General features: G+C 52.1%; 19 protein-coding genes. 11 read left to right on the plus strand and 8 right to left on the minus strand.

Translation table 11 applies throughout. The features are described 5' to 3' along the window. Positions 1-170 precede the first annotated feature (170 nt). On the plus strand, positions 171-911 hold the full coding sequence (gene cysQ / locus ACLJXE_RS23120) for a 3'(2'),5'-bisphosphate nucleotidase CysQ (protein ID WP_286630564.1): 741 nt from the start codon (positions 171-173) through the stop codon (positions 909-911). Here the strand turns inward: cysQ and ACLJXE_RS23125 are convergent. Beyond that, on the minus strand, positions 901-1,458 hold the full coding sequence (locus ACLJXE_RS23125) for a YtfJ family protein (RefSeq protein WP_410752151.1): 558 nt from the start codon (positions 1,456-1,458) through the stop codon (positions 901-903). The genes cysQ and ACLJXE_RS23125 overlap by 11 nt on opposite strands. A 326-nt stretch (positions 1,459-1,784) precedes the next feature. Here ACLJXE_RS23125 and ACLJXE_RS23130 point away from each other — a divergent pair, with 326 nt between their 5' ends. Then, the gene (locus ACLJXE_RS23130) at positions 1,785-1,991 is read left to right on the plus strand and encodes a DUF1107 domain-containing protein (protein ID WP_003025710.1); all 207 of its coding nucleotides are present in this window, start codon (positions 1,785-1,787) and stop codon (positions 1,989-1,991) included. Positions 1,992-2,056: 65 nt separating this feature from the next. Here ACLJXE_RS23130 and ACLJXE_RS23135 read toward each other — a convergent pair whose 3' ends face one another. Together ACLJXE_RS23135 and msrA are read right to left on the minus strand one after the other, a co-directional pair. After that, positions 2,057-3,394: a hemolysin family protein gene (locus ACLJXE_RS23135; protein ID WP_410752152.1), complete on the minus strand. Its 1,338-nt coding sequence runs from the start codon at positions 3,392-3,394 to the stop codon at positions 2,057-2,059. 291 nt (positions 3,395-3,685) lie between these two features. Then, complete coding sequence (gene msrA / locus ACLJXE_RS23140; protein WP_410752153.1) at positions 3,686-4,324, minus strand: peptide-methionine (S)-S-oxide reductase MsrA; 639 nt, start codon at positions 4,322-4,324, stop codon at positions 3,686-3,688. A gap of 212 nt (positions 4,325-4,536) precedes the next feature. Here msrA and tamA point away from each other — a divergent pair, with 212 nt between their 5' ends. From tamA to ACLJXE_RS23155, 3 genes are read left to right on the plus strand one after another with little or no spacing between them, the layout of a single operon-like run. Then, positions 4,537-6,270 (plus strand): autotransporter assembly complex protein TamA, encoded by a 1,734-nt coding sequence (tamA, locus tag ACLJXE_RS23145; RefSeq protein ID WP_286630567.1) that lies wholly within the window; start codon positions 4,537-4,539, stop codon positions 6,268-6,270. Then, complete coding sequence (gene tamB / locus ACLJXE_RS23150) at positions 6,267-10,043, plus strand: autotransporter assembly complex protein TamB (RefSeq protein WP_410752154.1); 3,777 nt, start codon at positions 6,267-6,269, stop codon at positions 10,041-10,043. Before tamA ends, tamB begins: the two co-directional genes overlap by 4 nt. A 2-nt stretch (positions 10,044-10,045) precedes the next feature. Next, positions 10,046-10,390: a gamma-glutamylcyclotransferase gene (locus tag ACLJXE_RS23155; RefSeq protein WP_048212859.1), complete on the plus strand. Its 345-nt coding sequence runs from the start codon at positions 10,046-10,048 to the stop codon at positions 10,388-10,390. A 57-nt stretch (positions 10,391-10,447) separates the two neighbouring features. Here ACLJXE_RS23155 and ACLJXE_RS23160 read toward each other — a convergent pair whose 3' ends face one another. The 3 genes from ACLJXE_RS23160 to ppa form a co-directional block, all read right to left on the minus strand. Beyond that, positions 10,448-12,457 (minus strand): TonB-dependent receptor domain-containing protein, encoded by a 2,010-nt coding sequence (locus tag ACLJXE_RS23160; protein WP_410752155.1) that lies wholly within the window; start codon positions 12,455-12,457, stop codon positions 10,448-10,450. Positions 12,458-12,538: 81 nt separating this feature from the next. Continuing rightward, complete coding sequence (locus ACLJXE_RS23165) at positions 12,539-13,609, minus strand: YncE family protein (RefSeq protein WP_410752156.1); 1,071 nt, start codon at positions 13,607-13,609, stop codon at positions 12,539-12,541. A gap of 209 nt (positions 13,610-13,818) precedes the next feature. Then, positions 13,819-14,346, minus strand: a complete 528-nt coding sequence (ppa, locus tag ACLJXE_RS23170; protein WP_005134479.1) for an inorganic diphosphatase — start codon at positions 14,344-14,346, stop codon at positions 13,819-13,821. A gap of 309 nt (positions 14,347-14,655) precedes the next feature. Between ppa and ytfQ the strand changes: the two genes are divergently transcribed. From ytfQ to ACLJXE_RS23195, 5 genes are all read left to right on the plus strand, one after another. Further along, the gene (gene ytfQ, locus ACLJXE_RS23175; RefSeq protein WP_410752157.1) at positions 14,656-15,612 is read left to right on the plus strand and encodes a galactofuranose ABC transporter substrate-binding protein YtfQ; all 957 of its coding nucleotides are present in this window, start codon (positions 14,656-14,658) and stop codon (positions 15,610-15,612) included. A 104-nt stretch (positions 15,613-15,716) separates the two neighbouring features. Beyond that, positions 15,717-17,219 (plus strand): galactofuranose ABC transporter, ATP-binding protein YtfR, encoded by a 1,503-nt coding sequence (gene ytfR, locus ACLJXE_RS23180; RefSeq protein ID WP_410752158.1) that lies wholly within the window; start codon positions 15,717-15,719, stop codon positions 17,217-17,219. A 13-nt stretch (positions 17,220-17,232) separates the two neighbouring features. Next, positions 17,233-18,255 carry a galactofuranose ABC transporter, ATP-binding protein YtfT gene (gene ytfT, locus ACLJXE_RS23185; protein WP_410752159.1) on the plus strand — a complete coding sequence of 341 codons (1,023 nt, stop codon included), beginning with the start codon at positions 17,233-17,235 and terminating at the stop codon, positions 18,253-18,255. Next, entirely contained in the window at positions 18,242-19,243 is a 1,002-nt protein-coding gene (gene yjfF, locus ACLJXE_RS23190; RefSeq protein WP_410752160.1) for a galactofuranose ABC transporter, permease protein YjfF, read from the plus strand. The genes ytfT and yjfF overlap by 14 nt, the downstream gene beginning before the upstream one ends. 103 nt (positions 19,244-19,346) lie before the next feature. Further along, positions 19,347-20,459: a methyl-accepting chemotaxis protein gene (locus ACLJXE_RS23195; protein WP_410752161.1), complete on the plus strand. Its 1,113-nt coding sequence runs from the start codon at positions 19,347-19,349 to the stop codon at positions 20,457-20,459. A gap of 125 nt (positions 20,460-20,584) precedes the next feature. On the opposite strand, the gene fbp is transcribed toward ACLJXE_RS23195, so the two are convergent. Beyond that, entirely contained in the window at positions 20,585-21,583 is a 999-nt protein-coding gene (fbp, locus tag ACLJXE_RS23200) for a class 1 fructose-bisphosphatase (protein ID WP_271440309.1), read from the minus strand. A gap of 175 nt (positions 21,584-21,758) precedes the next feature. Between fbp and mpl the strand changes: the two genes are divergently transcribed. Beyond that, positions 21,759-23,129, plus strand: coding sequence for a UDP-N-acetylmuramate:L-alanyl-gamma-D-glutamyl-meso-diaminopimelate ligase (gene mpl / locus ACLJXE_RS23205; protein ID WP_410752162.1), 1,371 nt, complete (start codon positions 21,759-21,761; stop codon positions 23,127-23,129). 512 nt (positions 23,130-23,641) lie between these two features. Here mpl and ACLJXE_RS23210 read toward each other — a convergent pair. Then, positions 23,642-24,611 (minus strand): YadA-like family protein (locus tag ACLJXE_RS23210; RefSeq protein WP_410752163.1); only part of this gene is annotated, 970 nt, incomplete at its 5' end.

A 24,611-nucleotide genomic window follows, 5' to 3' on the forward strand; every position in this document is an offset into this window, starting at 1 on the left:
ATCTAAGCCACAAAAGAAAATGTATATAAATCTTCTTGCTTACAGAACTGTGAATCATGACATGAATATAGCGTTTAAAACCGCAGACGCTATCACAGTTGGCGGATCCCTTGACGATCGGGTATAAGTAAAACAACGAGTTAACACCACTGACAGAAACGAGGTGGAGAATGCTAGAACATGTATGCCAGCTTGCACGGAATGCGGGCGATGCCATTATGCAGGTCTACGATGGACTCAAACCGATGGAGATTACCAGCAAGCAGGATGATTCTCCGGTCACTGCGGCGGATATTGCCGCGCACGCGGTGATCCTCGAAGGATTACTGGCACTCACGCCGGATATTCCGGTTCTGTCTGAAGAGGCACCTCCGGGCTGGGATGTTCGTCAACACTGGCAGCGCTACTGGTTGGTCGATCCGCTGGATGGGACCAAAGAGTTCATTAAGCGTAACGGTGAATTTACCGTTAACATTGCGCTTATCGAGAAGGGAAAGCCGGTGCTGGGCGTGGTGTATGCCCCAGTGATGAAAGTGATGTACAGCGCGGAACATGGCAAAGCGTGGAAAGAAGAGTGCGGTGTTCGCAAGCAAATCCAGGTTCGTGATGCTCGTCCACCGCTGGTGGTGATTAGCCGTTCACACGCGGACAATGAGCTAAAAGAGTATCTGCAACAGTTGGGCGAACATCAGACCACGTCGATTGGCTCGTCGCTGAAGTTTTGTCTGGTTGCCGAAGGGCAGGCGCAACTGTATCCGCGTTTTGGACCCACCAACGTGTGGGACACCGCAGCAGGCCACGCGGTTGCCGCCGCTGCCGGGGCTCACGTTCACGACTGGCAGGGAAAACCTCTGGATTACACCCCGCGTGAATCGTTTCTTAACCCCGGCTTCCGCGTCTCTATTTACTGATCAATGTGTGCAGCAGGGCGATAACCTGCTGCACCTCTTCCTGTGTTAACGCCCCGTCTTTGGCCCACTGAACGCGACCGTCCTTGTCGAGTACAGCGATGGCTGAACTCTCTTCATCCAGTTGCCAGGTTTTGCGCGCGATGCCGTCACTGTCGACAATAAATTGTGACCATGGGTAGAGTTTCTTATTGCTCTCTAAACTGCTGCGCACAAACATGCCGGTGCCAGGAATGGCGTCATCCGTGTTGACGATGGTGGTGGTCTGGTATTTATCATGCGGCAGATTTGCCGCTTTGATGGCTTCAATCAGTGTCGCATTTTTCTCTTTGGCGGAGGTACGTCCGGCGATGTGTTGCACAATGCGGACTTTCCCTGGCAGTTGCGCGCTATTCCAGTTTTTGTAGCTAAACTTATCATTATCGAGAATCAGTTCGCCGCGATCGGCAATACCCACCGGCGGTACACGCTGGTTGGTTTCAAACTTATGCGCGGAGGCAATCATCGGCAGCAGCAGGCACGACAGGGCCAGCAGTTTTTGTAAGGTCATGGGTTTTCCTTCTTTCTTTATTTTGCAGGTGATCCGACCACTTGGGTCTGGAATTTAATCATATGTGCGAATGATGCTTTTTCCCGCAAGCGCGATGCCAGTTTGCGGACGGGCGCACAAATCCTGCGAAAAATGAAGGCTTATACTGAAGACAGCGAAGCGTTGAAAAGATAATTCTGAATAATTGTAACCTGAAGGTAAATAAACTTATACGCGCTGGAAACAACGTAGAGATAGTCTATAGTCATAAGGCATTAAAATTTGCGCCTGAGGATTGTCGGACCGATTGTGGTACCGCAAAGGCGTAACGCTCAGCAGGAGATACAATGAAAATTTTCCAACGATACAACCCGCTGCAGGTGGCGAAGTACGTGAAGATCCTGTTTCGTGGACGGTTATATATCAAGGATGTAGGCGCTTTTGAGTTTGATAAGGGTAAGATTCTTATCCCAAAAGTGAAGGACAAACTGCATTTTTCTGTTATGTCCGAAGTTAACCGTCAGGTTTTGCGTCTGCAGACAGAGATGGCTTAACCAAAGTGCTATGCAGTAGTTAAAAAAACGGCTCCTGATGGGAGCCGTTGATGTTTCTGGCGGGATTACGCCCTGGTCTCTTCTTTTGCATCCGGCAGTTTCGGTACCAGGACGCTCGGTTTACTGTCCAGACGTGTTACCAGCAGCTGATCGATCTTGTAGTTATCGATATCCACCACTTCAAATTTGTAGCCTGAGAACTTCACTGAATCGGTGCGTTTCGGGATTTTACGCAGCATAAACATCATGAAACCTCCGATGGTTTCATAGTTACCGGACTGCGGGAACTCGTCGATATCCAGCACACGCATCACGTCATCAATCGGCGTTCCGCCGTCAATCAGCCATGAATTCTCATCACGCGCGACGATCTGTTCTTCCAGCCCCTGGCCGACTAAGTCACCCATCAGCGTCGTCATTACGTCATTAAGCGTAATAATCCCCACCACCAGTGCATACTCGTTCATGATGACGGCAAAGTCTTCACCTGCGGTTTTGAAGCTCTCCAGCGCTTCTGAGAGCGTCAGCGTATCCGGAACAATCAGCGTATTGCGGATCTGCACGCCGCTGTTCAGCGCCATGCTTTGGTTTGCCAGTACGCGATTAAGCAAGTCTTTGGAATCCACATAGCCAATGATGTGGTCGATATCTTCATTACAGACCAGAAACTTGGAATGCGGATGTTCCGCCACCTTGTTCTTCAGGCTCTGTTCGTCTTCGTGCAGATCAAACCAGATAACATTTTCGCGCGAGGTCATTGAAGACGGCACGGTACGGGATTCCAGTTCAAATACGTTTTCGATCAGCTCATGTTCCTGCTTACGCAGGACACCCGCCAGAGCCCCCGCTTCGACCACAGCGTAAATATCGTCAGAGGTGATGTCGTCTTTACGCACCATTGGGATCTTAAACAGACGGAAAATGTTATTTGCCAGACCATTAAAGAACCATACCAGTGGGCGGAACACGAGCAGGCAGAAGCGCATCGGGTTGATGATACGCAAAGCCACAGCTTCTGGCGCAATCATACCGATGCGTTTCGGGGTTAAATCCGCGAACAGGATGAACAGGCCAGTGACCAGAGAGAACGACAGAATAAAGCTCAATTGTTCGGACAGCTCTGGGGCAAAGTATTTCGAGAACAGACCGTTAAATGCTGGTGAAAACGCTGCGTCACCGACGATACCGCCAAGAATAGCAACCGCATTAAGACCAATTTGCACAACGGTAAAGAACATGCCGGGGTTTTCCTGCATCTTCAAAACACGCTGTGCATTTACGCTGCCTTCATCGGCAAGCAACTTAAGTTTTATTTTGCGTGATGCGGCGAGCGAGATCTCGGATATCGAGAAAAACGCACTCACGGCGATCAGGCAGAGAATGACTAAAATACTGTTTAACATATCTTATCCAGCGTTACGCCAGATCCTCGGAAGGGAGAAGTTGGTACTCGTCGTCTTTCAAGCTACAGGTGCGTTGGGGCCAGCGCTAGCGCTGTTCAAAACACCTATGGCGTTTTGTCCTGCAACTCGAAATCCATAAAGTATAAATCCAATGGAAAATTCATTGAAAACCTGCTCGTGGAGTTGAGCCGGTAAATTCAGACGCTAGTATAGCGTAAGGTACTGTAAAGCCGCCAGAGGTCACGTTAAGAGCGTGGAGGTGCCCGATAAGCGCTATCGGGCAGTTGCTGATTAATTCTGCGGTGGCAGGCAAACGCCTATGCCGCCAATACCACAGTATCCGTAAGGGTTTTTATGCAGATACTGCTGGTGATCGTCTTCGGCGTAGTAGAACGGGGTCGCCGTACTGATTTCCGTCGTAATCTCGCGGTCATCGCCCGCGGCTGTCATTGCTGCCTGAAAGCGTTCAAGGCTGGCCTGCGCGGCTGTGCTTTGCTCCGGGGTTAATGGATAAATCGCGGAACGGTACTGAGTGCCCTGGTCATTACCCTGACGCATCCCCTGCGCCGGGTCATGATTTTCCCAGAACACCTGCAGCAGTTGTTCGTAGCTGATAACATGCGGGTCATAGACGATGCGTACCGCTTCGGCATGGCCCGTATCACCAGAACAAACTTCCCGATAGGTTGGGTTTGGGGTATAGCCACCGGTGTATCCGGCTGCTGTGCTGTAAACCCCTGGTAGTGACCAGAATAAGCGCTCCACGCCCCAGAAACATCCCATGGCGAAGAGGGCTATCTCCATGCCGTCGGGCACGTTGGTCATCGAATGCTGATTAACCGCATGCAACGTTGCTACCGGCATCGGGGTATTGCGTCCAGGTAGCGCATCTGCTTGAGTAACAAGATGCTTTCTATCAAATAAACTCATGGCCGTTCTCCCGAAATCAGTCATTTGGGTTAAGGTTGTAACGAGACGCGTCTTTGCCCACAATAAATAGCGTGAATGCGTCTAGAGTTAAACATAAGAAATATTTGGGTTGTCGTCTGTTTTTCAACTCTTATTGTTGATTTTTTGTTAAGCCGAGGAACGGCATAGTATTTTTTTCCAGGGGTGGGAAAAAAGGATATTCAGGAGAAAATGTGCCACATATCCGTCAGTTATGTTGGGTGGGATTACTGTGCTTAAGTGGCTCCGCCGCGGCTGCGAATGTTCGCTTACAGGTCGAAGGATTATCAGGACCGCTGGAGAAAAACGTCCGTGCGCAGCTGTCCACGATTCAGAGTGACGAAGTCACACCTGACCGGCGTTTTCGTGCGCGCGTTGATGATGCTATCCGCGAAGGGCTAAAAGCGCTGGGCTACTTTGAGCCAACCATTGATTTTGAGTTACGTCCACCACCGGCGAAAGGACGTCAGGTGCTGATTGCTAAAGTGACGCCCGGTGAACCGGTACTGATTGGCGGCACTGAAGTGATTCTGCGCGGTGGCGCGCGTACGGATAAAGATTACCTGGATTTGCTGAAAACGCGTCCGGCAATTGGCACTGTGCTGAATCAAGGCGATTATGACAGCTTCAAAAAGTCGCTCACCAGTGTGGCGTTACGTAAAGGCTATTTCGACAGCGAATTTAATAAAAGTCAGCTCGGAATTGCACTCGATCGCCGCCAGGCATTCTGGGATATTGATTACAACAGCGGAGAGCGCTACCGCTTTGGCCATGTCACCTTTGAAGGCTCGCAAATTCGCGATGAATACCTGCAAAACCTGGTGCCGTTCAAAGAGGGCAAAGAGTACGAGTCGAAAGATCTGGCAGAGCTAAACCGTCGTCTTTCGGCGACCGGATGGTTTAATTCCGTGGTGGTGGCGCCCGAATTTGATAAAGCCCGTGAAACCAAAGTACTGCCGCTAAAAGGCGTGGTCTCGCCGCGCACCGAAAATACCATCGAAACCGGGGTCGGTTATTCAACTGACGTCGGGCCGCGGTTGAAAACCTCGTGGAAAAAGCCGTGGATGAACTCCTGGGGCCATAGCCTGACCACCAGTGCCAGTATTTCTGCGCCAGAGCAGGTCCTTGATTTCAGCTATAAAATGCCGCTGTTAAAGAACCCGTTGGAGCAGTATTACCTGGTGCAGGGGGGCTTTAAGCGTACCGATTTAAACGACACCGAGCAGGATTCCACCACGCTCGCGGTCTCCCGCTACTGGGATCTGTCGAGTGGCTGGCAGCGTGCAATCAACCTGCGCTGGAGCCTCGACCACTTTACCCAGGGTGACGTCACCAACACGACGATGTTGCTCTATCCGGGTGTGATGATTAGCCGGACGCGCTCGCGCGGCGGCCTGATGCCTGTCTGGGGGGATTCCCAGCGCTATTCCATTGACTATTCGAATACTGCCTGGGGTTCAGATGTTGATTTCTCCGTCTTCCAGGCGCAGAACGTCTGGATCCGTACACTGTACGACAAGCACCGTTTTGTGATGCGCGGTAATCTCGGCTGGATTGAAACCGGTGACTTCGACAAAGTACCGCCGGATCTGCGTTTCTTCGCCGGGGGCGACCGCAGTATCCGCGGCTACAAATACAAATCTATTTCGCCTGAAGGCAGTGACGGTAAGCTGAAAGGGGCCTCGAAGCTGGCGACGGGCTCTCTGGAATATCAGTATAACGTGACCGGGAAATGGTGGGGCGCGATGTTTGTCGATAGCGGCGAAGCGGTCAGCGATATCCGCAGAAGCGATTTCAAAACCGGTGCCGGGGTCGGTGTACGCTGGCAGTCTCCGGTGGGGCCTATCAAGCTCGATTTTGCCGTCCCTGTCGGTGACAAAGATGAGCATGGTTTACAGTTTTACATCGGTCTGGGGCCTGAATTATGAGTTTATGGAAGAAGATAAGCCTCGGCGTACTGGTTTTTATCCTGCTGTTATTAGGCACTGTGGCGTTCCTGGTAGGGACAACCTCGGGCCTGCATGTGATCTTCAAAGCAGCTACTCGCTGGGTGCCTGGGCTGGAGATTGGTCAGGTCACTGGTGGCTGGCGGGATCTGTCGCTAAAAAATATCCGCTACGACCAGCCTGGTGTGGCGGTGAATGCCGGTGAAGTGCATCTGGCCGTGGGACTCAACTGTCTGTGGAACAGCAGCCTGTGCGTCAACGATCTGTCGCTGAAAGACATCAACGTGGCTATCGACAGTAAAAAGATGCCGCCTGCCGCGCCGGTTGAGGAAGAAGACAGTGGCCCGCTGAACCTCTCCACACCTTATCCGATCACGCTTTCTCGCGTGGCGCTTAATAACATCAATATCAAAATCGATGACACCACGGTGTCCGTCCTGGATTTCACCTCCGGCCTCAACTGGCAGGAAAAAACGCTGACCCTGAAGCCTACGTCATTACAGGGCCTGCTGATCGCGCTGCCTAAAGTGGCGGACGTGGCGCAGGAAGAGGTGGTGGAACCGAAGATCCAGAACCCGCAGCCGGATGAGAAACCGCTGGGCGAAACGCTGAAAGACCTGTTCTCAAAGCCTGTTTTGCCGGAAATGACCGATGTCCATCTGCCGCTGAATCTCAATATTGAAGAATTCCGCGGTGAACAGCTGCGAGTGACCGGGGATACTGACCTGACAGTGCATAGCATGCTGCTGAAGGTGAGCAGCATTGACGGCAATATGAGGCTCGATGCGCTGGATATCGACTCCAGCCAGGGCCAGGTGAACGCCAGCGGTACGGCGCAGTTGACCAACAACTGGCCGGTTGATATTACGCTGAACAGTACGCTGAACATCGAGCCGTTAAAAGGCGAAAAGGTGAAGCTGAAGGTCGGTGGCGCGCTGCGTGAGCAGCTGGAAGTCGGTGTGAATCTGTCTGGTCCGGTGGATATGGATCTGCGTGCGCAAACGCGTCTGGCGGAAGCGGGATTACCGCTCAATCTGGAAGTGGTCAGCAAGCAGATTTACTGGCCGTTTACCGGCGATAAGCAGTTCCAGGCCGATGATATCAAGCTCAAGCTGACCGGCAAAATGACCGACTACACGTTATCGATGCGCACCGCCGTGAAAGGGCAGGATATCCCTCCGGCCACCATTGCGCTGGATGCCAAAGGTAACGAACAACAGATCAATCTCGACAAACTCAGTATTGCGGCGCTGGAAGGAAAAACAGAGCTGAAGGCACTGGTGGACTGGCAGCAGGCCATTAGCTGGCGCGGAGAGCTGACGCTGGATGGCATCAATACGGCAAAAGAGATCCCGGACTGGCCGTCAAAACTGAATGGTCTGGTGAAAACGCGCGGCAGTCTGTATGGCGGAAGCTGGCAAATGGATGTTCCGGAACTGAAGCTGACCGGGAATGTGAAACAGAATAAGGTTAATGTGAACGGCTCACTGAAGGGGAATAGCTACCTGCAGTGGACCATTCCGGGCCTGCACCTGGAACTGGGGCGCAACAGCGCTGAGGTAAAAGGGGAGCTGGGGGTTAAAGATCTCAATCTGGATGCGACGATTGATGCCCCGAATCTGGATAACGCACTGCCGGGGTTAGGTGGTACGGCAAAAGGACTGATTAAAGTTCGCGGTACGGTCGAGGCACCGCAACTGCTGGCGGATATCACAGCCCGTGGTCTGCGCTGGCAGGAGCTTTCCGTGGCTCAGGTGCGCGTCGAGGGCGACGTGAGATCCGCTGAGCAAATCGCCGGTAGCCTCAATGTGCGCGTAGAGCGGATTGTGCAACCTGACGTCAATATCGGGCTGGTCACTCTGAACGCGAAAGGCAGTGAAAAGCAGCATGAATTACAGCTACGCATTCAGGGGGAGCCGGTTTCCGGGCAACTGGATCTGGCCGGCAGCTTCGATCGCAAAGAACAGCGTTGGAAAGGGACGTTGAGCAATACCCGCTTCCAGACGCCGGTCGGTCCGTGGTCGCTTAACCGTGCGATTGCGCTGGATTACCGTAACCAGGAGCAGAAAATCAGTATTGGGCCCCACTGCTGGAATAACCCAAATGCGGAACTGTGCGTACCGCAGACGATCGATGCCGGGGCGGAAGGTCGCGCGGTGGTGAACCTGAACCGCTTCGACCTGGCGATGTTGAAACCGTTTATGCCGGATACCACGCAGGCCAGCGGTGTGTTCACCGGTAAGGCTGACGTGAGCTGGGACACCACTAAAGAGGGGCTGCCGCAGGGACAAGTGACGCTAAGTGGGCGTAACGTGAAGGTCACCCAGAGCGTAAACGATGCCGCGTTACCGGTCGCGTTTGAGACGCTGAACCTGACCGCTGATCTGCACAACAACCGTGCCGAGCTGGGCTGGCTGATTCGCCTGACCAATAACGGCCAGTTTGACGGCCAGGTGCAGATAAGCGATCCACAAGGACGACGTAATCTGGGTGGCAACGTCAACATCCGTAATTTCAATCTGGCGATGGTGAATCCCATCTTCTCGCGTGGCGAAAAAGCCGCAGGGATGCTCAACGCCAACCTGCGCCTCGGCGGTGACGTGCAAAGCCCGCAGCTGCTTGGACAGCTGCAGCTTAGCGGCCTGGACGTTGACGGCAACTTTATGCCGTTTGATATGCAGCCCAGCCAGCTGGCTGTGAACTTCAACGGAACGCGTTCGACGTTGGCGGGCGTGGTGCGTACGCAGCAGGGGCAGATTAACCTCAGCGGCGATGCCGACTGGAGCCAGATAGATAACTGGCGGGCGCGTGTTGCTGCCAAAGGCAGCCGCGTGCGTATTACCGTGCCGCCGATGGTTCGTCTGGACGTCTCGCCGGATGTGGTCTTCGAAGCCACGCCGAGCCTGTTTACCCTTGATGGTAACGTGGATGTGCCGTGGGCGCGTATTGTGGTGCATGACCTGCCGGAAAGCGCGGTAGGGGTCTCCAGCGACATGGTGATGCTCAACGATAACCTGCAGCCAGAGAAGCCGCAGAGCGCCGGTATTCCGATCAACAGCAACCTGAACATCCACGTTGGCAACAACGTTCGCATCGATGCCTTTGGTCTGAAAGCGCGTCTGACGGGCGATCTCAAAGTGGCGCAGGATAAGCAGGGGCTGGGACTGAACGGACAAATTAATATTCCGAGCGGCCGCTTCCATGCTTATGGTCAGGACCTGATAGTTCGCAAAGGTGAGCTGTTATTCTCTGGTCCTCCGGACCAGCCGTTGCTTAATATCGAGGCGATTCGTAACCCGGATGCGACTGAAGATGACGTTATCGCCGGTGTTCGCGTGACGGGTACGGCAGATGAACCGAAAGCGGAAATCTTCTCCGATCCGGCAATGTCACAGCAAATGGCCCTCTCTTATCTGTTACGTGGGCAAGGGCTGGACAGCGAGCAGAGCGATAGTGCGGCGATGACATCAATGCTTATTGGCCTGGGGGTTGCACAAAGTGGTCAGGTTGTGGGTAAAATCGGGGAGACATTTGGCGTAAGCAATCTGGCACTGGACACGCAAGGGGTGGGTGACTCCTCTCAGGTGGTTGTCAGCGGATATGTACTGCCAGGTCTGCAGGTGAAATATGGTGTGGGTATATTTGACTCTTTAGCGACACTCACGCTACGTTATCGTCTGATGCCTAAGCTATATCTGGAAGCCGTGTCTGGCGTAGATCAGGCACTTGATTTGCTCTATCAGTTCGAGTTTTAGCAATGCGAATATTTGTCTACGGCAGTTTACGAACCAAACAAGGCAACAGCCACTGGATGACCAATGCCCTGTTGCTGGGAAATTTCAGTATCGACAACTACCAGTTGTATAGCCTGGGCCACTATCCAGGCGCAGTTCCGGGGAACGGGACGGTACACGGGGAAGTTTATCGTATTGACAACGCCACGCTGGCAGAGCTTGACGCTCTGCGTACGCGAGGTGGCGAATATGCACGCCAGTTAATTCAGACGCCGTACGGAAGTGCATGGATGTACGTGTACCAACGTTCAGTCGAGGGATTAACGCTGATTGAAAGCGGTAACTGGTTAGACCGAGACCAGTACTGATATATCGACTACGAGAATAAACAACGCCGCCTTCGGGTGGCGTTGTTTATTTAAGGCTTAAAACTCTACGCGCGCGCCGAGATTATAGCGACGGCCTTCTACCTGAGCGGATTCATTCCACGCGGTAGTCAGTTTCGGATCTTCATCCAACACGTTGTAGACCCCAGCCATCAGCTGCGTGTGCTTGTTGAGCTGATAACGTACGCCCACATCAACCATTGTGTAGTCATCGTACTTATAGTTATTGCCGCTGTTGCGGTTGCTGCTGCGATAGTTCACCGTACTCCACACGTCAAGACTCTGTGTCGCCGCCCAGGTCAGCGACAGATTCGCCATATGACGTGGATAATCGTTCAGCGCGTAACCTTTGTTGACGCCACTTTTCTGCTCGCTGTGGTTCCAGGTGTAGTTGGCGTTGGCTTTGAGGTCAGCACTTATCTGCCAGTCAGCATTCAGCTCAACGCCGTACACATCGGCTTCGCTGACGTTAAAGTATTTACTGACGGAGTCGGCGTTGTAACCATTCACCGAGCACTGGTTGGTCGCCGTGGTTTCACAAATGGTTTGTTCCGCAATCTTGTCTTTGAATTGCGTATAGAAAACGGTGCTATCCAGCGACAGGACATCGCCCGTCCAGTACAGACCTAATTCAGAGTTAACGCTTTTCTCCGGTTTGAGATTGTCATTGCCCACCGTCAGGAAGGGATAGGGAACGGTGGAACCGTAAGGGGTGACGAAGTCGCTGGATGTTGCCCGCAGCTCCGGTTTTTTATACCCGGCGGAGACACCGCCTTTCAGCGCCCATGCATCGCTGAAGGCCCAGTTGCCGTACATTTTTGGCGTAATATGCGTACCAAAGTTATCGTCCTGATCCATACGCGCCGAGGTGGTCAGGATGAAATCGTCAATACTCCAGCCATCTTCAGCAAACAGCGCCCAGCCGTTGCGGCTGATTTTGGTTACCGGCTCTGAACCGGGCAGCGTTTTGTTAGCCACATCAAAGCGGTCATTTAACTCTTCGCGGGTAAAATTCGCCCCGACGGTCAGTTTATGGTTGTCGAGCGTGAAGGTAGTTTGCGAGTTGGCGACGTAGTTTTCCATCTGCACATACTGCGGCGACTGGCTGTCATAAACGTACTTCGAACGGCCCTTTTCGTAGTTGATGTAGTTGGTCGTCGCGATCGTGTCGTCTGCATACCAGCCGGTATGGGTCAGGGTGGCAGCGTTGCGATCGAACAGCCATGACCACGGCGCACCGCGTTTCTGCGTGCGATTTTTCTCCTGCTCACCGGTGACCACGTTGAGATCAAACAGGTTATTTTCGCTGGCAGCCAGGCCCAGCGTCATATCAATGGATTTTCGGTTATGTTTGCCAAAATAATTATTGCGATCGTCATCGCGGCGGTCGAGCCAGTCCGCCGCCACGCTTAAACCCAGCACATCAGGGACAAGGGGACCCATAGTAAACAGGTTCATCTGACTGGTATTGCCAAGATACTGGTGTTCCTGAAGCCAGGTATTCGCCGCAATCGCCGTCGTCCAGTCTTTCGCGCCGTAAGGCTTTTTGGTGATGACGTTGACGACGCCACCGATAGCGTCTGAACCGTACAGCGATGACATCGGCCCGCGAATAACCTCGATACGCTCAATGGCTTCCATAGGCGGTAAGAAGTTGGCTTCGGTACCAATATCATGGCCGTAGGGGCGCGACTCACCGGTATTCTGTTTGACGCTGTTAACCATGAAGGCCGTGTAAGACGGGTCCATACCGCGGATCATAATGCTGCCCGCGTTCATGCCGCTGCTGTTCGTGACTGAGACACCAGGAAGATTTTTAATGGCTTCACCGATGTTACGGTCCGGCTGAATATCCAGTGTTTTACGGTCGATTACCGAAATGGTGGCAGGGGCTTCTCGTTTCTGCTGTGAGAAACCTGATGCGGTGATCACCATTTCATCTTCGGTATTGCGGGAGGCCTCGCTTAATTCCTCGGCCTGTGAGGGAAAGATAACGCCGCCTGAGAATGCAACGATCCCCGTCAGCGTAATAAGTTGACGCGTTTTCATAATATAAGACACCTGAAAAGAAAAAATAAGGCATCACCTTGCTGCTTAGAATAGCGGCAAGGTGAAAAATAATATTGATTGTTAGAATTTAGACAGATCGACTTTCAGCACATAGTCGGGTTTTATGCCAATCATCTTTTCCGACTGCTTTACACTGACATACAAGGTGTTAGCATCTGCAGAAAGCGCCAGGCTGTTAGGTAAGGCCTGGGTTTCGATACTTTGTTTCACCTGATAGGTCTTGCTGTCCACGATGCTGATACGTTTTGCATTGCGGTGGGTGATATACACTTCCTGGCGTTTTTCATTATAAATTACGGCCAGTGAATTAATGACCTTGATCGGTGCAATGACCTTACCGGTATTAATGTCGACGACCAGGACATCCGCTAAATCCGGATCGGTGAGGAACGCTCGATTATTTTTGCTATCAAGCGCGATATTCAGGAAGAAATGTTTTTTGTCAGATTCAATGGTAAAACGGTTAATAATTTTAAGGCTGGTAGTATCCAGCGTAATCAGTTCATTTCGGCCATTCACGACATACAAGCGATCTTTATCAGCATCAACGGCCATACCGGTCGGGTACTGACCCATGTTTTCAAGAGTGGCAATTTTTTCACGTTTTTGCGTATCCACGACCCATACAATGCCTTTTTCAGCCACGCCGGAAACATACAGGCGGTGATGCTGTGTATCGAGCACCATTTCACGGGTATGGACAATGTCTTTCGGGTTGCTGGTTTCGCTCAGTTGCAGTATCGCCAACTCTTTACCGCTGCGGGTATCGATTAAGGTGACTGAACCTTCCAGCGTATTACCGACATACAGCACCTGATTTTCTTCATCCATCGCCGTTGCAAAGGCACGGCGGCTGGTTTCGATGACTTCGGTGGTGGTGAGCTTTTCCAGATCGAGCTTGTAGATAAGTCCGCTGGTTTTGTCTTTATCAAATGACGGAGACGAGGCGGCAAAAAGCGTGTTCTGCTGACTATCAACCGCCAGTTCATATACGCCGTTACCGACATCGTGGGTCAGAAAATCTTTTTCAGGCAGCGTCTCTGCCGTACTGGGCAGGCTGGTAAATAACAGCGCCGTGACGAGTGCTACGCCGGAATAGTGTTTCAGGGACTTCACAGTGTGGAGGTTCATTGACTTTTATTCACATTTATTTACGTGCTGCGAATGATAATGAGATCTAATCTCATTCGCAAATAAGATAAATGAAATGTGACTACCCAATCTGGTAGGTCAAAAAGAAACCAGTGGGCTACCGGGAAAATGAAGGGAAGGAAAGTACAGGTATAAAAAAACCCTTACTAACCAGAGGCTGGTGTTCAGGGTTTTCAGCGCAGGCGAAATTATTTCTTCGCGCGCTCGAAGGAAGCAACGATTTCAGCTTTAGCTGCTTCAGCGTTGTCCCAACCGTCAACTTTCACCCATTTGCCCGCTTCGAGGTCTTTATAGTGCTCGAAGAAGTGAGTGATCTGCGCTTTCAGCAGGTCCGGCAGGTCGTTCACATCTTTGATGTGATCGTATTCTTTGCTCAGTTTGGTGTGCGGCACGGCAACCAGTTTTGCATCTTCACCGGATTCGTCGGTCATTTTCAGTACGCCAACCGGACGGCAACGAATGACAGAACCTGGTTCCAGCGGGTACGGAGTCGGGACCAGAACGTCTACCGGGTCACCATCCAGAGACAGGGTGTGGTTGATATAACCGTAGTTGCACGGATAGAACATCGCGGTGGACATGAAGCGGTCAACGAACAGGGCGCCGCTCTCTTTGTCAACTTCGTATTTGATCGGATCTGCGTTTGCAGGGATCTCGATAACAACGTAGATATCTTCCGGCAGATCTTTACCGGCAGGGACGTTGAGTAAGCTCATGTCTGTTTCCTTTAAATAAGCTATGGCAAACAAGTGGCGGGTATTATAGCCAACTCGCGCCGAATGTCTCCGCTTGTTTTCGATTTCGCGGCGCACATTTTCTTCTTTTTTCTTCCCTTTCATGACAGAAAAATCCATATCTTCAGCTGCATTTTTCATAGTGATATGAAAGCGATTACAAAGTTGTGATTAACGTTTTATTTACTTTTTTGAAGTGTGATGTAACGCAATTCGTTACATGCTCAATTGTCTATAGTTTTTTCGCGACTGTTTATTAATCAACAATAATCACCCTACGAGGATGCTCTTATGTGGAAGCGCTTACTTTTAGTCACAGCAGTTTCGGCAGCCATGTCGTCTATGGCAATGGCAGCCCCTTTAACCGTAGGATTTTCGCAGGTTGGCTCTGAATCCGGCTGGCGCGCGGCGGAAACCAATGTGGCGAAAAGCGAGGCCGAAAAGCGTGGTATTACGCTGAAAATCGCTGACGGCCAGCAAAAACAGGAAAACCAGATTAAAGCCGTACGCTCATTTGTTGCGCAGGGTGTGGATGCCATCTTCATTGCGCCGGTCGTGGCAACGGGTTGGGAGCCGGTGTTAAAAGAAGCGAAAGATGCCGACATTCCGGTCTTTTTGCTCGATCGTTCCATCGATGTAAAAGACAAATCTCTCTATATGACCACCGTTACTGCCAATAACGTTCTGGAAGGTAAATTAATCGGCGACTGGCTGATTAAAGAGGTAAACGGCAAACCGTGTAATGTGGTTGAGCTGCAAGGGACCGTCGGTGCCAGCGTGGCGATTGACCGTAAAAAAGGTTTTGCCGAAGCCATCGCCAGCGCGCCAAACATCAAAATTATTCGCTCTCAGTCCGGAGACTTCACCCGCAGCAAAGGTAAAGAAGTCATGGAGAGCTTTATCAAAGCGGAAAACAACGGCAAGAACATCTGCATGGTTTACGCTCACAACGATGACATGGTGATCGGGGCTATCCAGGCGATTAAAGAAGCGGGTCTGAAGCCGGGCAAAGATATTCTGACCGGTTCCATCGACGGCGTGCCGGATATCTATAAAGCGATGATTGATGGTGAAGCCAACGCCAGCGTCGAACTGACGCCAAATATGGCAGGGCCGGCATTCGATGCGCTGGAGAAATTCAAGAAAGACGGCACGATGCCTGAGAAGCTGACCATTACCAAATCGATCCTCTATCTGCCGGATACCGCGAAAGAAGAGTTAGAGAAGAAGAAAAATATGGGCTATTAAGCCTTCATGAAAATGCCGGGTGACGCTGCGCTTGCCCGGCCTACGATACGCTCTTTTGTAGGTCGGTTAAGCGTAGCGCCAACCAGCGTGATGCAGGGGGAATCATGACGACAGAACGATACCCGGAAATCCTCCGCACCGAAGGATTAAGCAAATTCTTTCCCGGCGTTAAGGCGCTGGATAATGTGGATTTCAGTTTGCGTCGTGGCGAGATTATGGCGCTGCTCGGTGAAAACGGAGCCGGAAAATCGACGCTGATCAAAGCGCTGACCGGCGTTTATCATGCCGATCGCGGCACCATCTGGCTCGAAGGCCAGACTATTTCGCCAAAGAATACCGCCCATGCCCAGCAACTGGGCATTGGCACCGTATATCAGGAAGTAAACCTGCTGCCCAATATGTCGGTGGCAGATAATCTGTTTATTGGTCGTGAGCCACGGCGCTTCGGTTTGTTGCAACGCAAGCAGATGGAAAAGCGTGCCGCGGAGTTGATGGCTTCTTATGGTTTTTCGCTCGATGTACGCGAACCGCTGAACCGCTTTTCGGTGGCGATGCAGCAGATAGTCGCCATCTGTCGAGCGATCGATCTGTCGGCGAAAGTGCTGATCCTCGATGAACCTACCGCCAGCCTGGACACCCAGGAAGTTGAAATGCTGTTCGGTCTGATGCGCCATCTTCGCGATCGTGGCGTCAGTCTGATCTTCGTCACCCATTTCCTCGATCAGGTTTACCAGGTCAGCGATCGCATCACTGTCCTGCGTAACGGCGGGTTTGTTGGTTGCCGTGAAACCCGCGAACTGCCGCAGATCGAGCTGGTGAAAATGATGCTCGGCCGTGAACTGGATACTCACGCATTGCAGCGTGCAGGCCGCACATTGCTGAGCGATAAGCCAGTGGCGGCATTCAGTGATTTTGGTAAGAAAGGCACGATTGCACCGTTCGATCTGCAGGTTCGCCCCGGCGAGATCGTTGGGCTGGCGGGGCTGCTGGGGTCGGGACGAACAGAAACGGCGGAAGTGATCTTCGGTATTAAACCCGCAGACAGCGGCAGTGCGCTGATCAAAGGTAAACCGCAGGTACTGCGATCGCCGCATCAGGCTTCGTGTCTGGGGATCGGCTTCTGCCCGGAGGATCGCAAAACGGACGGTATCATCGCCGCGGCTTCGGTGCGTGAAAATATCATTCTGGCCCTGCAGGCGCAGCGAGGCTGGCTACGGCCCATTGCGCGAAAAGAACAAAACGAGATCGCCGAGCGCTTTATTCGTCAGCTCGGTATCCGTACGCCTAATGCCGAACAGCCGATTGAATTTCTCTCCGGCGGTAATCAGCAAAAAGTCTTGCTGTCGCGCTGGTTGCTGACCAAACCGCAGTTCCTGATCCTCGATGAACCCACGCGTGGGATCGATGTTGGCGCGCATGCTGAGATCATCCGCCTGATCGAAACGCTGTGCGCCGACGGTCTGGCGCTGCTGGTGATTTCCTCCGAACTGGAAGAACTGGTGGGTTATGCCGATCGGGTCATTATCATGCGCGATCGCAAACAGGTGGCCGAGATCCCACTGGCTGAACTGTCCGTACCGGCAATTATGAACGCCATTGCGGCCTAAGGAGACTATGGTGATGCCTCAATCTCTCCCCCAATCCAACACGGCAAAAAGACGGTTTCGTTGGCCGAAGGGCATGCCGCAGCTGGTGGCGTTGCTGCTGGTGCTGTTGGTCGACAGCCTGGTGGCACCGCACTTCTATCAGGTGATTTTGCAGGATGGTCGCTTGTTCGGTAGCCCAATTGATATTCTCAACCGCGCCGCGCCCGTGGCGCTGCTGGCGATTGGCATGACACTGGTGATTGCCACCGGCGGTATCGATCTTTCCGTGGGGGCGGTGATGGCCATTGCAGGTGCCACGACTGCTGCGATGACGGTCGCCGGGCACAGCCTCCCGGTTGTTCTGCTCGCGGCGTTAGGATCCGGCATTCTGGCGGGATTGTGGAACGGGATCCTGGTAGCAATCCTCAAGATCCAACCGTTTGTGGCCACGCTGATCCTGATGGTGGCCGGGCGCGGGGTGGCGCAGTTGATCACCTCCGGGCAGATCGTCACCTTCAACTCGCCCGATCTGTCGTGGTTCGGCAGCGGATCGCTACTGCTGTTCCCGACTCCGGTGATCATCGCGCTGCTGACGCTGGTCGCCTTTTGGCTGCTGACGCGTAAAACGGCGCTGGGCATGTTCATTGAAGCGGTGGGCATTAACATTCGTGCGGCGAAAAATGCCGGGGTGAATACCCGCGTGATCGTCATGCTTACCTATGTGCTGAGCGGCCTGTGTGCGGCGATCGCCGGGATAATCGTCACGGCGGATATTCGCGGGGCTGATGCCAATAACGCCGGGTTATGGCTGGAGCTGGATGCCATCCTGGCGGTGGTTATTGGCGGCGGTTCGTTGATGGGCGGGCGGTTTAACCTGCTGCTATCGGTAATTGGCGCGTTGATCATTCAGGGGATGAACACCGGGATTTTACTGTCGGGCTTTCAGCCGGAACTGAATCAGGTGGTCAAAGCCATCGTGGTGTTGTGCGTGCTGGTCGTGCAGTCACAACGCTTTATCAGCCTGATAAAAGGAGTACGCGGTCGTGATAAAACGTAATTTACCGCTGATGATCACCCTTGGGGTCTTTATTTTGGGCTACCTCTACTGCCTGATGCAATTTCCGGCTTTTGCCTCCACCCGGGTGATCTGCAATATTCTGACTGATAACGCCTTTTTAGGGATTATCGCCGTGGGTATGACTTTCGTCATTCTCTCCGGAGGGATCGATCTTTCCGTCGGGTCGGTGATTGCCTTTACGGGGGTATTTTTAGCAAAGGCGATTGGTTACTGGGGGATTTCGCCACTGCTGGCGTTTCCTTTGATTCTGGCAATGGGCTGTGCGTTTGGTGCATTTATGGGATTACTGATCGATGCGCTGAAGATCCCGGCGTTTATTATTACTCTGGCGGGGATGTTCTTTCTGCGCGGTGTCAGCTATCTGGTTTCCGAAGAGTCGATCCCAATTAACCACCCGATTTATGACACCCTTTCCAGCCTGGCCTGGAAGATCCCCGGTGGTGGGCGTCTGAGCGCCATGGGGCTGTTGATGCTGGGCGTGGTGGTGATCGGTATATTCCTCGCGCACCGCACGCGCTTTGGCAATCAGGTGTACGCCATTGGCGGCAGTGCGACGTCAGCCAATCTGATGGGGATCTCAACCCGCAGCACGACAATCCGCATCTATATGCTGTCTACTGGGCTTGCGACGCTGGCCGGAATCGTCTTTTCCATTTATACCCAGGCCGGTTATGCGCTGGCAGGTGTCGGGGTAGAACTGGATGCTATCGCCTCGGTGGTGATTGGCGGTACGTTGCTCAGCGGTGGGGTTGGTACGGTTTTAGGTACTTTATTTGGTGTTGCCATTCAGGGGCTGATTCAGACCTATATTAATTTTGATGGCACATTAAGTTCCTGGTGGACAAAAATCGCGATTGGCATTTTATTGTTTATTTTTATTGCCTTACAACGTGGTCTCACGGTACTTTGGGAAAATCGTCAGAGCTCGCCGGTCACCCGCGTGAGCACGACTGAAGTACCAAAGTAACATCATGATTTTCCAGAAAACATTTAAATACCTAAACTTTTTCCGGTTGTAGTCGATAGGTTCTGTACAGGTCTGTTTTATCCCTACAACCGGAAATATAACGATGCCAAAATCCCTTTCCATTCGATCCAGTTTGTTGGTGTTATTGTCTCTGCTGACGTTTCTTCTGTTGCTGACCGGCGGCATGGGGCTTTATGCCGCCATGCGTGTTATTAATTCTTTGATTTATCACGGTATTATGAGTGCCGCTATGTTGGCTGCCATTGCGTTGCTGGTGGTCATTTGGTTTATGCTGCGAAATAAGTTTCTTAAACCCCTGGATAACATTATTGAACAGCTGGAACGTCTGGCGACAGGTGATTTGTCGCCTGTTAGCACGTTATCAGCCAGCGCTGAATTCAACCGCCTTAACGTTGCAATGGATGAAATGCGCCATGCGTTGGGTGATTCTGTGCAGCGTGTGCGTGAAGCCAGCTCGCAAATTGATGTTGGCAGCCGCGAATTGAGCGCAGGTAACCAGCATTTGGCGCAACGTACAGAATCCACCGCCACGTCGCTGGAACAGACCGCTGCCAGTATGGAAGAACTCACCGCGACCGTGAAACAGAATGCGGAAAACGCAGAGCAGGCGCATCAACTGGCAAAATCGGTATCGGATACCGCCGATCGGGGCAGTGAGATGGTGTGCTATGTAATTGAAAAAATGCGTGATATTTCCGGCAGCTCCAGCCGAATTGCCGATATCCTCAGTGTGATTGACGGTATTGCTTTCCAGACCAATATCCTGGCTCTCAATGCCTCCGTTGAAGCGGCGCGCGCGGGTGAGCAAGGCCGTGGTTTTGCGGTGGTGGCTGGGGAAGTACGCAATCTTGCCAGCCGTAGCGCCGAGGCGGCAAAAGAGATCCGTACATTGATTAGCGATTCCCATACGCATGTGGGTGAGGGAAGTGAACTGGCGCAACAGGCGGGTGAAACCATGGATGAAATCGCGACCGAGGTTATGCGTATGACCAGGCTGATGCGTGAAATTGCCAGCGCGTCTCAGGAGCAGAGCCGTGGGATTGAGCAGGTGAATATTGCGGTGAGTCAGATGGATGAAACGGCGCAGCAGAATGCGGCGTTGGTACAGCAGTCTTCAGCGGCTACCCGCTCACTGGAAGAGCAGTCGCATGCGCTGCTGGAAGCGATGGCAGCGTTCCGGTTACAGGTGTCGTAATCGGGCTATGGATTTTGTAGGCCGGATAAAGACATTTACGCCGCTATCCGGCAATATTACCGTATCGTGCCGGATGGTGCTTCGCTTATCCGGCCTACAACGTGATGTAGACCGGGATGTAGCGTTTATGCGTCCGGGAACTCGCGGATAAAGCGCTCTACATCGTCCACCATATGGTCGTTACCGACGAAGAAGGATCGACGCTGGTGCAGACTTTCTGGGGTGATATCCAGAATACGATCTTTACCATCGCTTGCCTTGCCGCCCGCTTGCTCGGCCAGGAAGGCCATCGGGTTGCATTCGTACAGCAGACGCAGTTTCCCTTGCGGGTGGCTGGCGGTGCTTGGGTACAGATAGATCCCACCTTTCAGCAGGTTGCGATGGAAATCTGCAACCAGAGAGCCAATGTAGCGCGAGGTGTACGGGCGCTGAGTGGCCTTATCTTCTTCCTGGCAGAATTTAATGTATTTCTTCACGCCATTCGGGAATTTGATGTAGTTGCCTTCGTTAATGGAGTAAGTGCTTCCCTTTGCCGGGAAACGCATACGTTCCTGGCTGAGGCAAAATACGCCCAGAGAAGGATCGTAGGTGAAGGCGTGTACGCCACAACCGGTGGTGTACACCAGCATGGTGGATGAACCATAAACAACGTAACCCGCAGCAACCTGTTTGTTGCCCGGCTGCAGGAAATCCTCTTCCGTGACCGGTGTGCCGACAGGTGTTACGCGGCGGTAAATAGAGAAAATCGTACCGACAGAGACGTTTACATCGATGTTGGATGAGCCATCCAGTGGATCCATTAGCACAACGTATTTTGCGTGTTCACAGCCTTCAAAGACGACGATTTCATCTTCTTCTTCTGAGGCAATACCCGCCACAATGTCGCGCGCCTTCAGTGCAGCTTTCAGTTTTTCGTTTGCGAACAGATCGAGTTTTTGTTGCACCTCTCCCTGCACGTTCTCTGCACCGCTGGCACCCAGGATATCGACCAGACCGGCCTTATTGATATCGCGGTGGATGATCTTGGCGCCCAGCTTTATTGCCGACAACAAAGCAGTGAGTTCACCGGTAGCATGAGAAAACTCGTGCTGCTTTTCGACAATAAATTCACCTAACGTTTTCATAACACTTTCCCTGCAATTTATGTGGAGTAAAGCGACCGCAACAATATTAACAAATATTTCAGCTATCGCGCTCAGGTGAATCGCGCCAGCAAACTACGGAATATCCTGAAATGCGTTTCTCAGTTGCCAGACATGTGCGTAAAATGGCCCCCGGATTAAAAAAGGATAGTGACGTATGCGCATTCATATTTTGGGAATTTGTGGCACTTTCATGGGCGGTCTGGCGATGCTGGCACGCTCGCTCGGTCATGAAGTAACGGGTTCGGACGCCAATGTGTATCCGCCGATGAGCACCTTACTTGAGAAACAAGGTATCTCCCTGATTCAGGGTTACGATGCCAGTCAGCTCGATCCACAGCCGGACCTGGTGATCATCGGTAATGCGATGACCCGTGGTAATCCCTGCGTGGAAGCGGTGCTGGAGAAGAACATTCCATACATGTCTGGCCCGCAATGGCTGCATGACTTTGTGTTGCGCGATCGCTGGGTATTGGCGGTGGCGGGGACGCACGGCAAAACGACTACGGCTGGAATGGCAACCTGGATCCTCGAAGCCTGTGGCTATAAACCGGGATTCGTGATCGGCGGCGTGCCGGGTAACTTTGACGTTTCCGCGCGTCTGGGTGAAAGTAACTTTTTCGTGATTGAAGCGGATGAGTACGACTGCGCCTTCTTCGATAAGCGTTCCAAATTTGTGCATTACTGCCCGCGAACCCTGATACTCAACAACCTTGAGTTCGATCACGCCGACATCTTTGACGATCTGAAAGCGATTCAGAAACAGTTCCATCACCTGGTGCGCATCGTGCCGGGTCAGGGACGCATCATCTACCCGGAAAACGACATCAATCTGAAACAGACGATGGCGATGGGGTGCTGGAGCGAACAGGAGCTGGTGGGTGAGCAGGGTCACTGGCAGGCGAAAAAACTGACCACCGATGCTTCTGAGTGGGAAGTGTGGCTGGACGGTGAAAAAGCCGGTGTTGTGAAGTGGGGCCTGGTTGGCGAACACAATATTCACAATGGCCTGATGGCGATTGCAGCAGCTCGTCATGTGGGGGTGCTGCCAGCCGATGCGGCGAATGCGCTAGGCTCGTTCATTAACGCTCGTCGTCGTCTTGAACTGCGTGGTGAAGCGCACGGCGTGACGGTATATGACGATTTTGCCCATCACCCAACTGCTATTCTGGCAACGCTTGCGGCGTTGCGCGGGAAAGTTGGCGGTACGGCCCGCATTATTGCGGTGCTGGAGCCTCGCTCTAACACCATGAAAATGGGACTGTGCAAAGACGATCTCGCGCCATCATTAGGCCGCGCGGACGAAGTTTTCCTGCTGCAACCACCGCATATTCCGTGGCAGGTAGCGGAAGTCGCTGAAGCCTGCGTCCAGCCAGCTCACTGGAGTGGTGATGTGGATGCGCTGGCGGATATGGTAGTGAAAACCGCACAGCCCGGCGATCATATCCTGGTAATGAGCAACGGTGGTTTTGGCGGTATTCATCAAAAACTGCTGGATGGTCTGGCGAAGAAAGCTCAGCAGGAGTAATTCGTCTGGTTTTGCGCTGAGCGGGTTGCCCCTGACCTTGTGGGGATAGGGGGACTTGTTTGATGTGGTCTGCTTAATGTAGATACAGTCAGAGGTTTCTGTCTTTCCATCTCGGTGGTGTTAAGCCACCGTTGTTTTTATGTGGCCTAAGACGGTTGTAATATCCGCTCAGATACTGCATCACATCTTTCTCTGCCCCACTTCTGTTTCAGTAGCCTTCACGCGGTAACCAGTCTGTTTTCAGACTACGTAATAGCCTTTTCGCAAAAGCTGTATCCCAACAATTTTCTTTGCGGCTCATACTGATCTTGATTCGATATCATTCTGTAGTGGTCGAGTCATATTGACCACAGTTTTACAGACAAAAAGGATAGTTAGAGACGTGGTGGCAAATCGACAACCCATAGCGATTTTTGAATACAAAATGCCCGATGAATTTCATCGGGCATTATCAGGCTGAAAAGTGTCAATTTCTACCAGGATGAGTAACTTAAATAGTTAAACACGATTGATTAGAAACCAAAACTCAAACCAACCGCAACACCAGTATTGTGTTGGGTATCAAGAGAGGCCTTCGCAGAAAGCGTCGCATTCTTGCCAACATTATAATAGGTACCAGCAGCCATGGATTGTTCACCACCAAATGTAGCTGCGCCCATACCGAAGTTGAAATCATAGCCAAATTTTTGTGGAATTGCGGTCATCGCCATTGCGCCAGCAATACCTGCTTTTGCTTGTTTATCGTTATCATCAACTTTGTTATCCAGGCTATTTACTCGGCCATCAAGTTGGGTGAACTTGTTATCGGTATAATTTTTTGCCTGGGTGAGCGAATTATCGACATACGCTTTACCATCTGCGCGATTTTTGGCCGAAGTTGTATCGGTGTAAGCATAAGAAGTGCTGATTGCATCTGATTTTGCGACATCAGTATAACTATTTGCTGTCGCAATCGCTTCGTTTTTGGCCGTTGCGGTAGTGGTGTCAGTATAGCTGTTGGCGGTGTTGATAGCGTCCTGCTTAGCGACATCAGTATAACTATTTGCTGTCGCAATCGCTTCGTTTTTGGCCGCTGCAGTGGTGGTGTCAGTATAGCTGTTGGCGGTGTTGATAGCGTCCTGCTTAGCAATATCAGTGTAACTATTTGCCGTCGCAATCGCTTCGTTTTTAGCTGCTGCAGTGGTGGTATCAGTATAGCTGTTGGCGGTACTGATAGCGTCCTGCTTAGCGGTATCAGTATAGCTGTTGGCGGTATTGATAGCGTCCTGCTTAGCGGTATCAGTATAGCTGTTGGCGGTGTTGATAGCGTTCTGCGTAGCGGTATCAGTATAGCTGTTGGCGGTATTGATAGCGTCCTGCTTAGCGGTATCAGTATAGCTGTTGGCGTGGTAGATAGCGTCCTGCTTAGCGGTATCAGTATATGATTTACTGTCAGCAGTGCTGTTTGCGATATCTTGAGATAAACCCGTTGCAACATCGTCT

The organism is Citrobacter sp. U14242, assembly GCF_046555775.1.
Taxonomy (GTDB): Bacteria; Pseudomonadota; Gammaproteobacteria; order Enterobacterales; family Enterobacteriaceae; genus Citrobacter.

What these genes read in the sequence shown, in the direction of transcription:
- cysQ (WP_286630564.1), top strand. Translation starts at nt 171, where the DNA reads ATGCTAGAACATGTATGCCAGCTTGCACGGAATGCGGGCGATGCCATT.
- ACLJXE_RS23125 (WP_410752151.1), bottom strand. Translation starts at nt 1,458, where the DNA reads ATGACCTTACAAAAACTGCTGGCCCTGTCGTGCCTGCTGCTGCCGATG.
- ACLJXE_RS23130 (WP_003025710.1), top strand. Translation starts at nt 1,785, where the DNA reads ATGAAAATTTTCCAACGATACAACCCGCTGCAGGTGGCGAAGTACGTG.
- ACLJXE_RS23135 (WP_410752152.1), bottom strand. Translation starts at nt 3,394, where the DNA reads ATGTTAAACAGTATTTTAGTCATTCTCTGCCTGATCGCCGTGAGTGCG.
- msrA (WP_410752153.1), bottom strand. Translation starts at nt 4,324, where the DNA reads ATGAGTTTATTTGATAGAAAGCATCTTGTTACTCAAGCAGATGCGCTA.
- tamB (WP_410752154.1), top strand. Translation starts at nt 6,267, where the DNA reads ATGAGTTTATGGAAGAAGATAAGCCTCGGCGTACTGGTTTTTATCCTG.
- ACLJXE_RS23155 (WP_048212859.1), top strand. Translation starts at nt 10,046, where the DNA reads ATGCGAATATTTGTCTACGGCAGTTTACGAACCAAACAAGGCAACAGC.
- ACLJXE_RS23160 (WP_410752155.1), bottom strand. Translation starts at nt 12,457, where the DNA reads ATGAAAACGCGTCAACTTATTACGCTGACGGGGATCGTTGCATTCTCA.
- ACLJXE_RS23165 (WP_410752156.1), bottom strand. Translation starts at nt 13,609, where the DNA reads ATGAACCTCCACACTGTGAAGTCCCTGAAACACTATTCCGGCGTAGCA.
- ppa (WP_005134479.1), bottom strand. Translation starts at nt 14,346, where the DNA reads ATGAGCTTACTCAACGTCCCTGCCGGTAAAGATCTGCCGGAAGATATC.
- ytfQ (WP_410752157.1), top strand. Translation starts at nt 14,656, where the DNA reads ATGTGGAAGCGCTTACTTTTAGTCACAGCAGTTTCGGCAGCCATGTCG.
- ytfR (WP_410752158.1), top strand. Translation starts at nt 15,717, where the DNA reads ATGACGACAGAACGATACCCGGAAATCCTCCGCACCGAAGGATTAAGC.
- ytfT (WP_410752159.1), top strand. Translation starts at nt 17,233, where the DNA reads ATGCCTCAATCTCTCCCCCAATCCAACACGGCAAAAAGACGGTTTCGT.
- ACLJXE_RS23195 (WP_410752161.1), top strand. Translation starts at nt 19,347, where the DNA reads ATGCCAAAATCCCTTTCCATTCGATCCAGTTTGTTGGTGTTATTGTCT.
- fbp (WP_271440309.1), bottom strand. Translation starts at nt 21,583, where the DNA reads ATGAAAACGTTAGGTGAATTTATTGTCGAAAAGCAGCACGAGTTTTCT.
- mpl (WP_410752162.1), top strand. Translation starts at nt 21,759, where the DNA reads ATGCGCATTCATATTTTGGGAATTTGTGGCACTTTCATGGGCGGTCTG.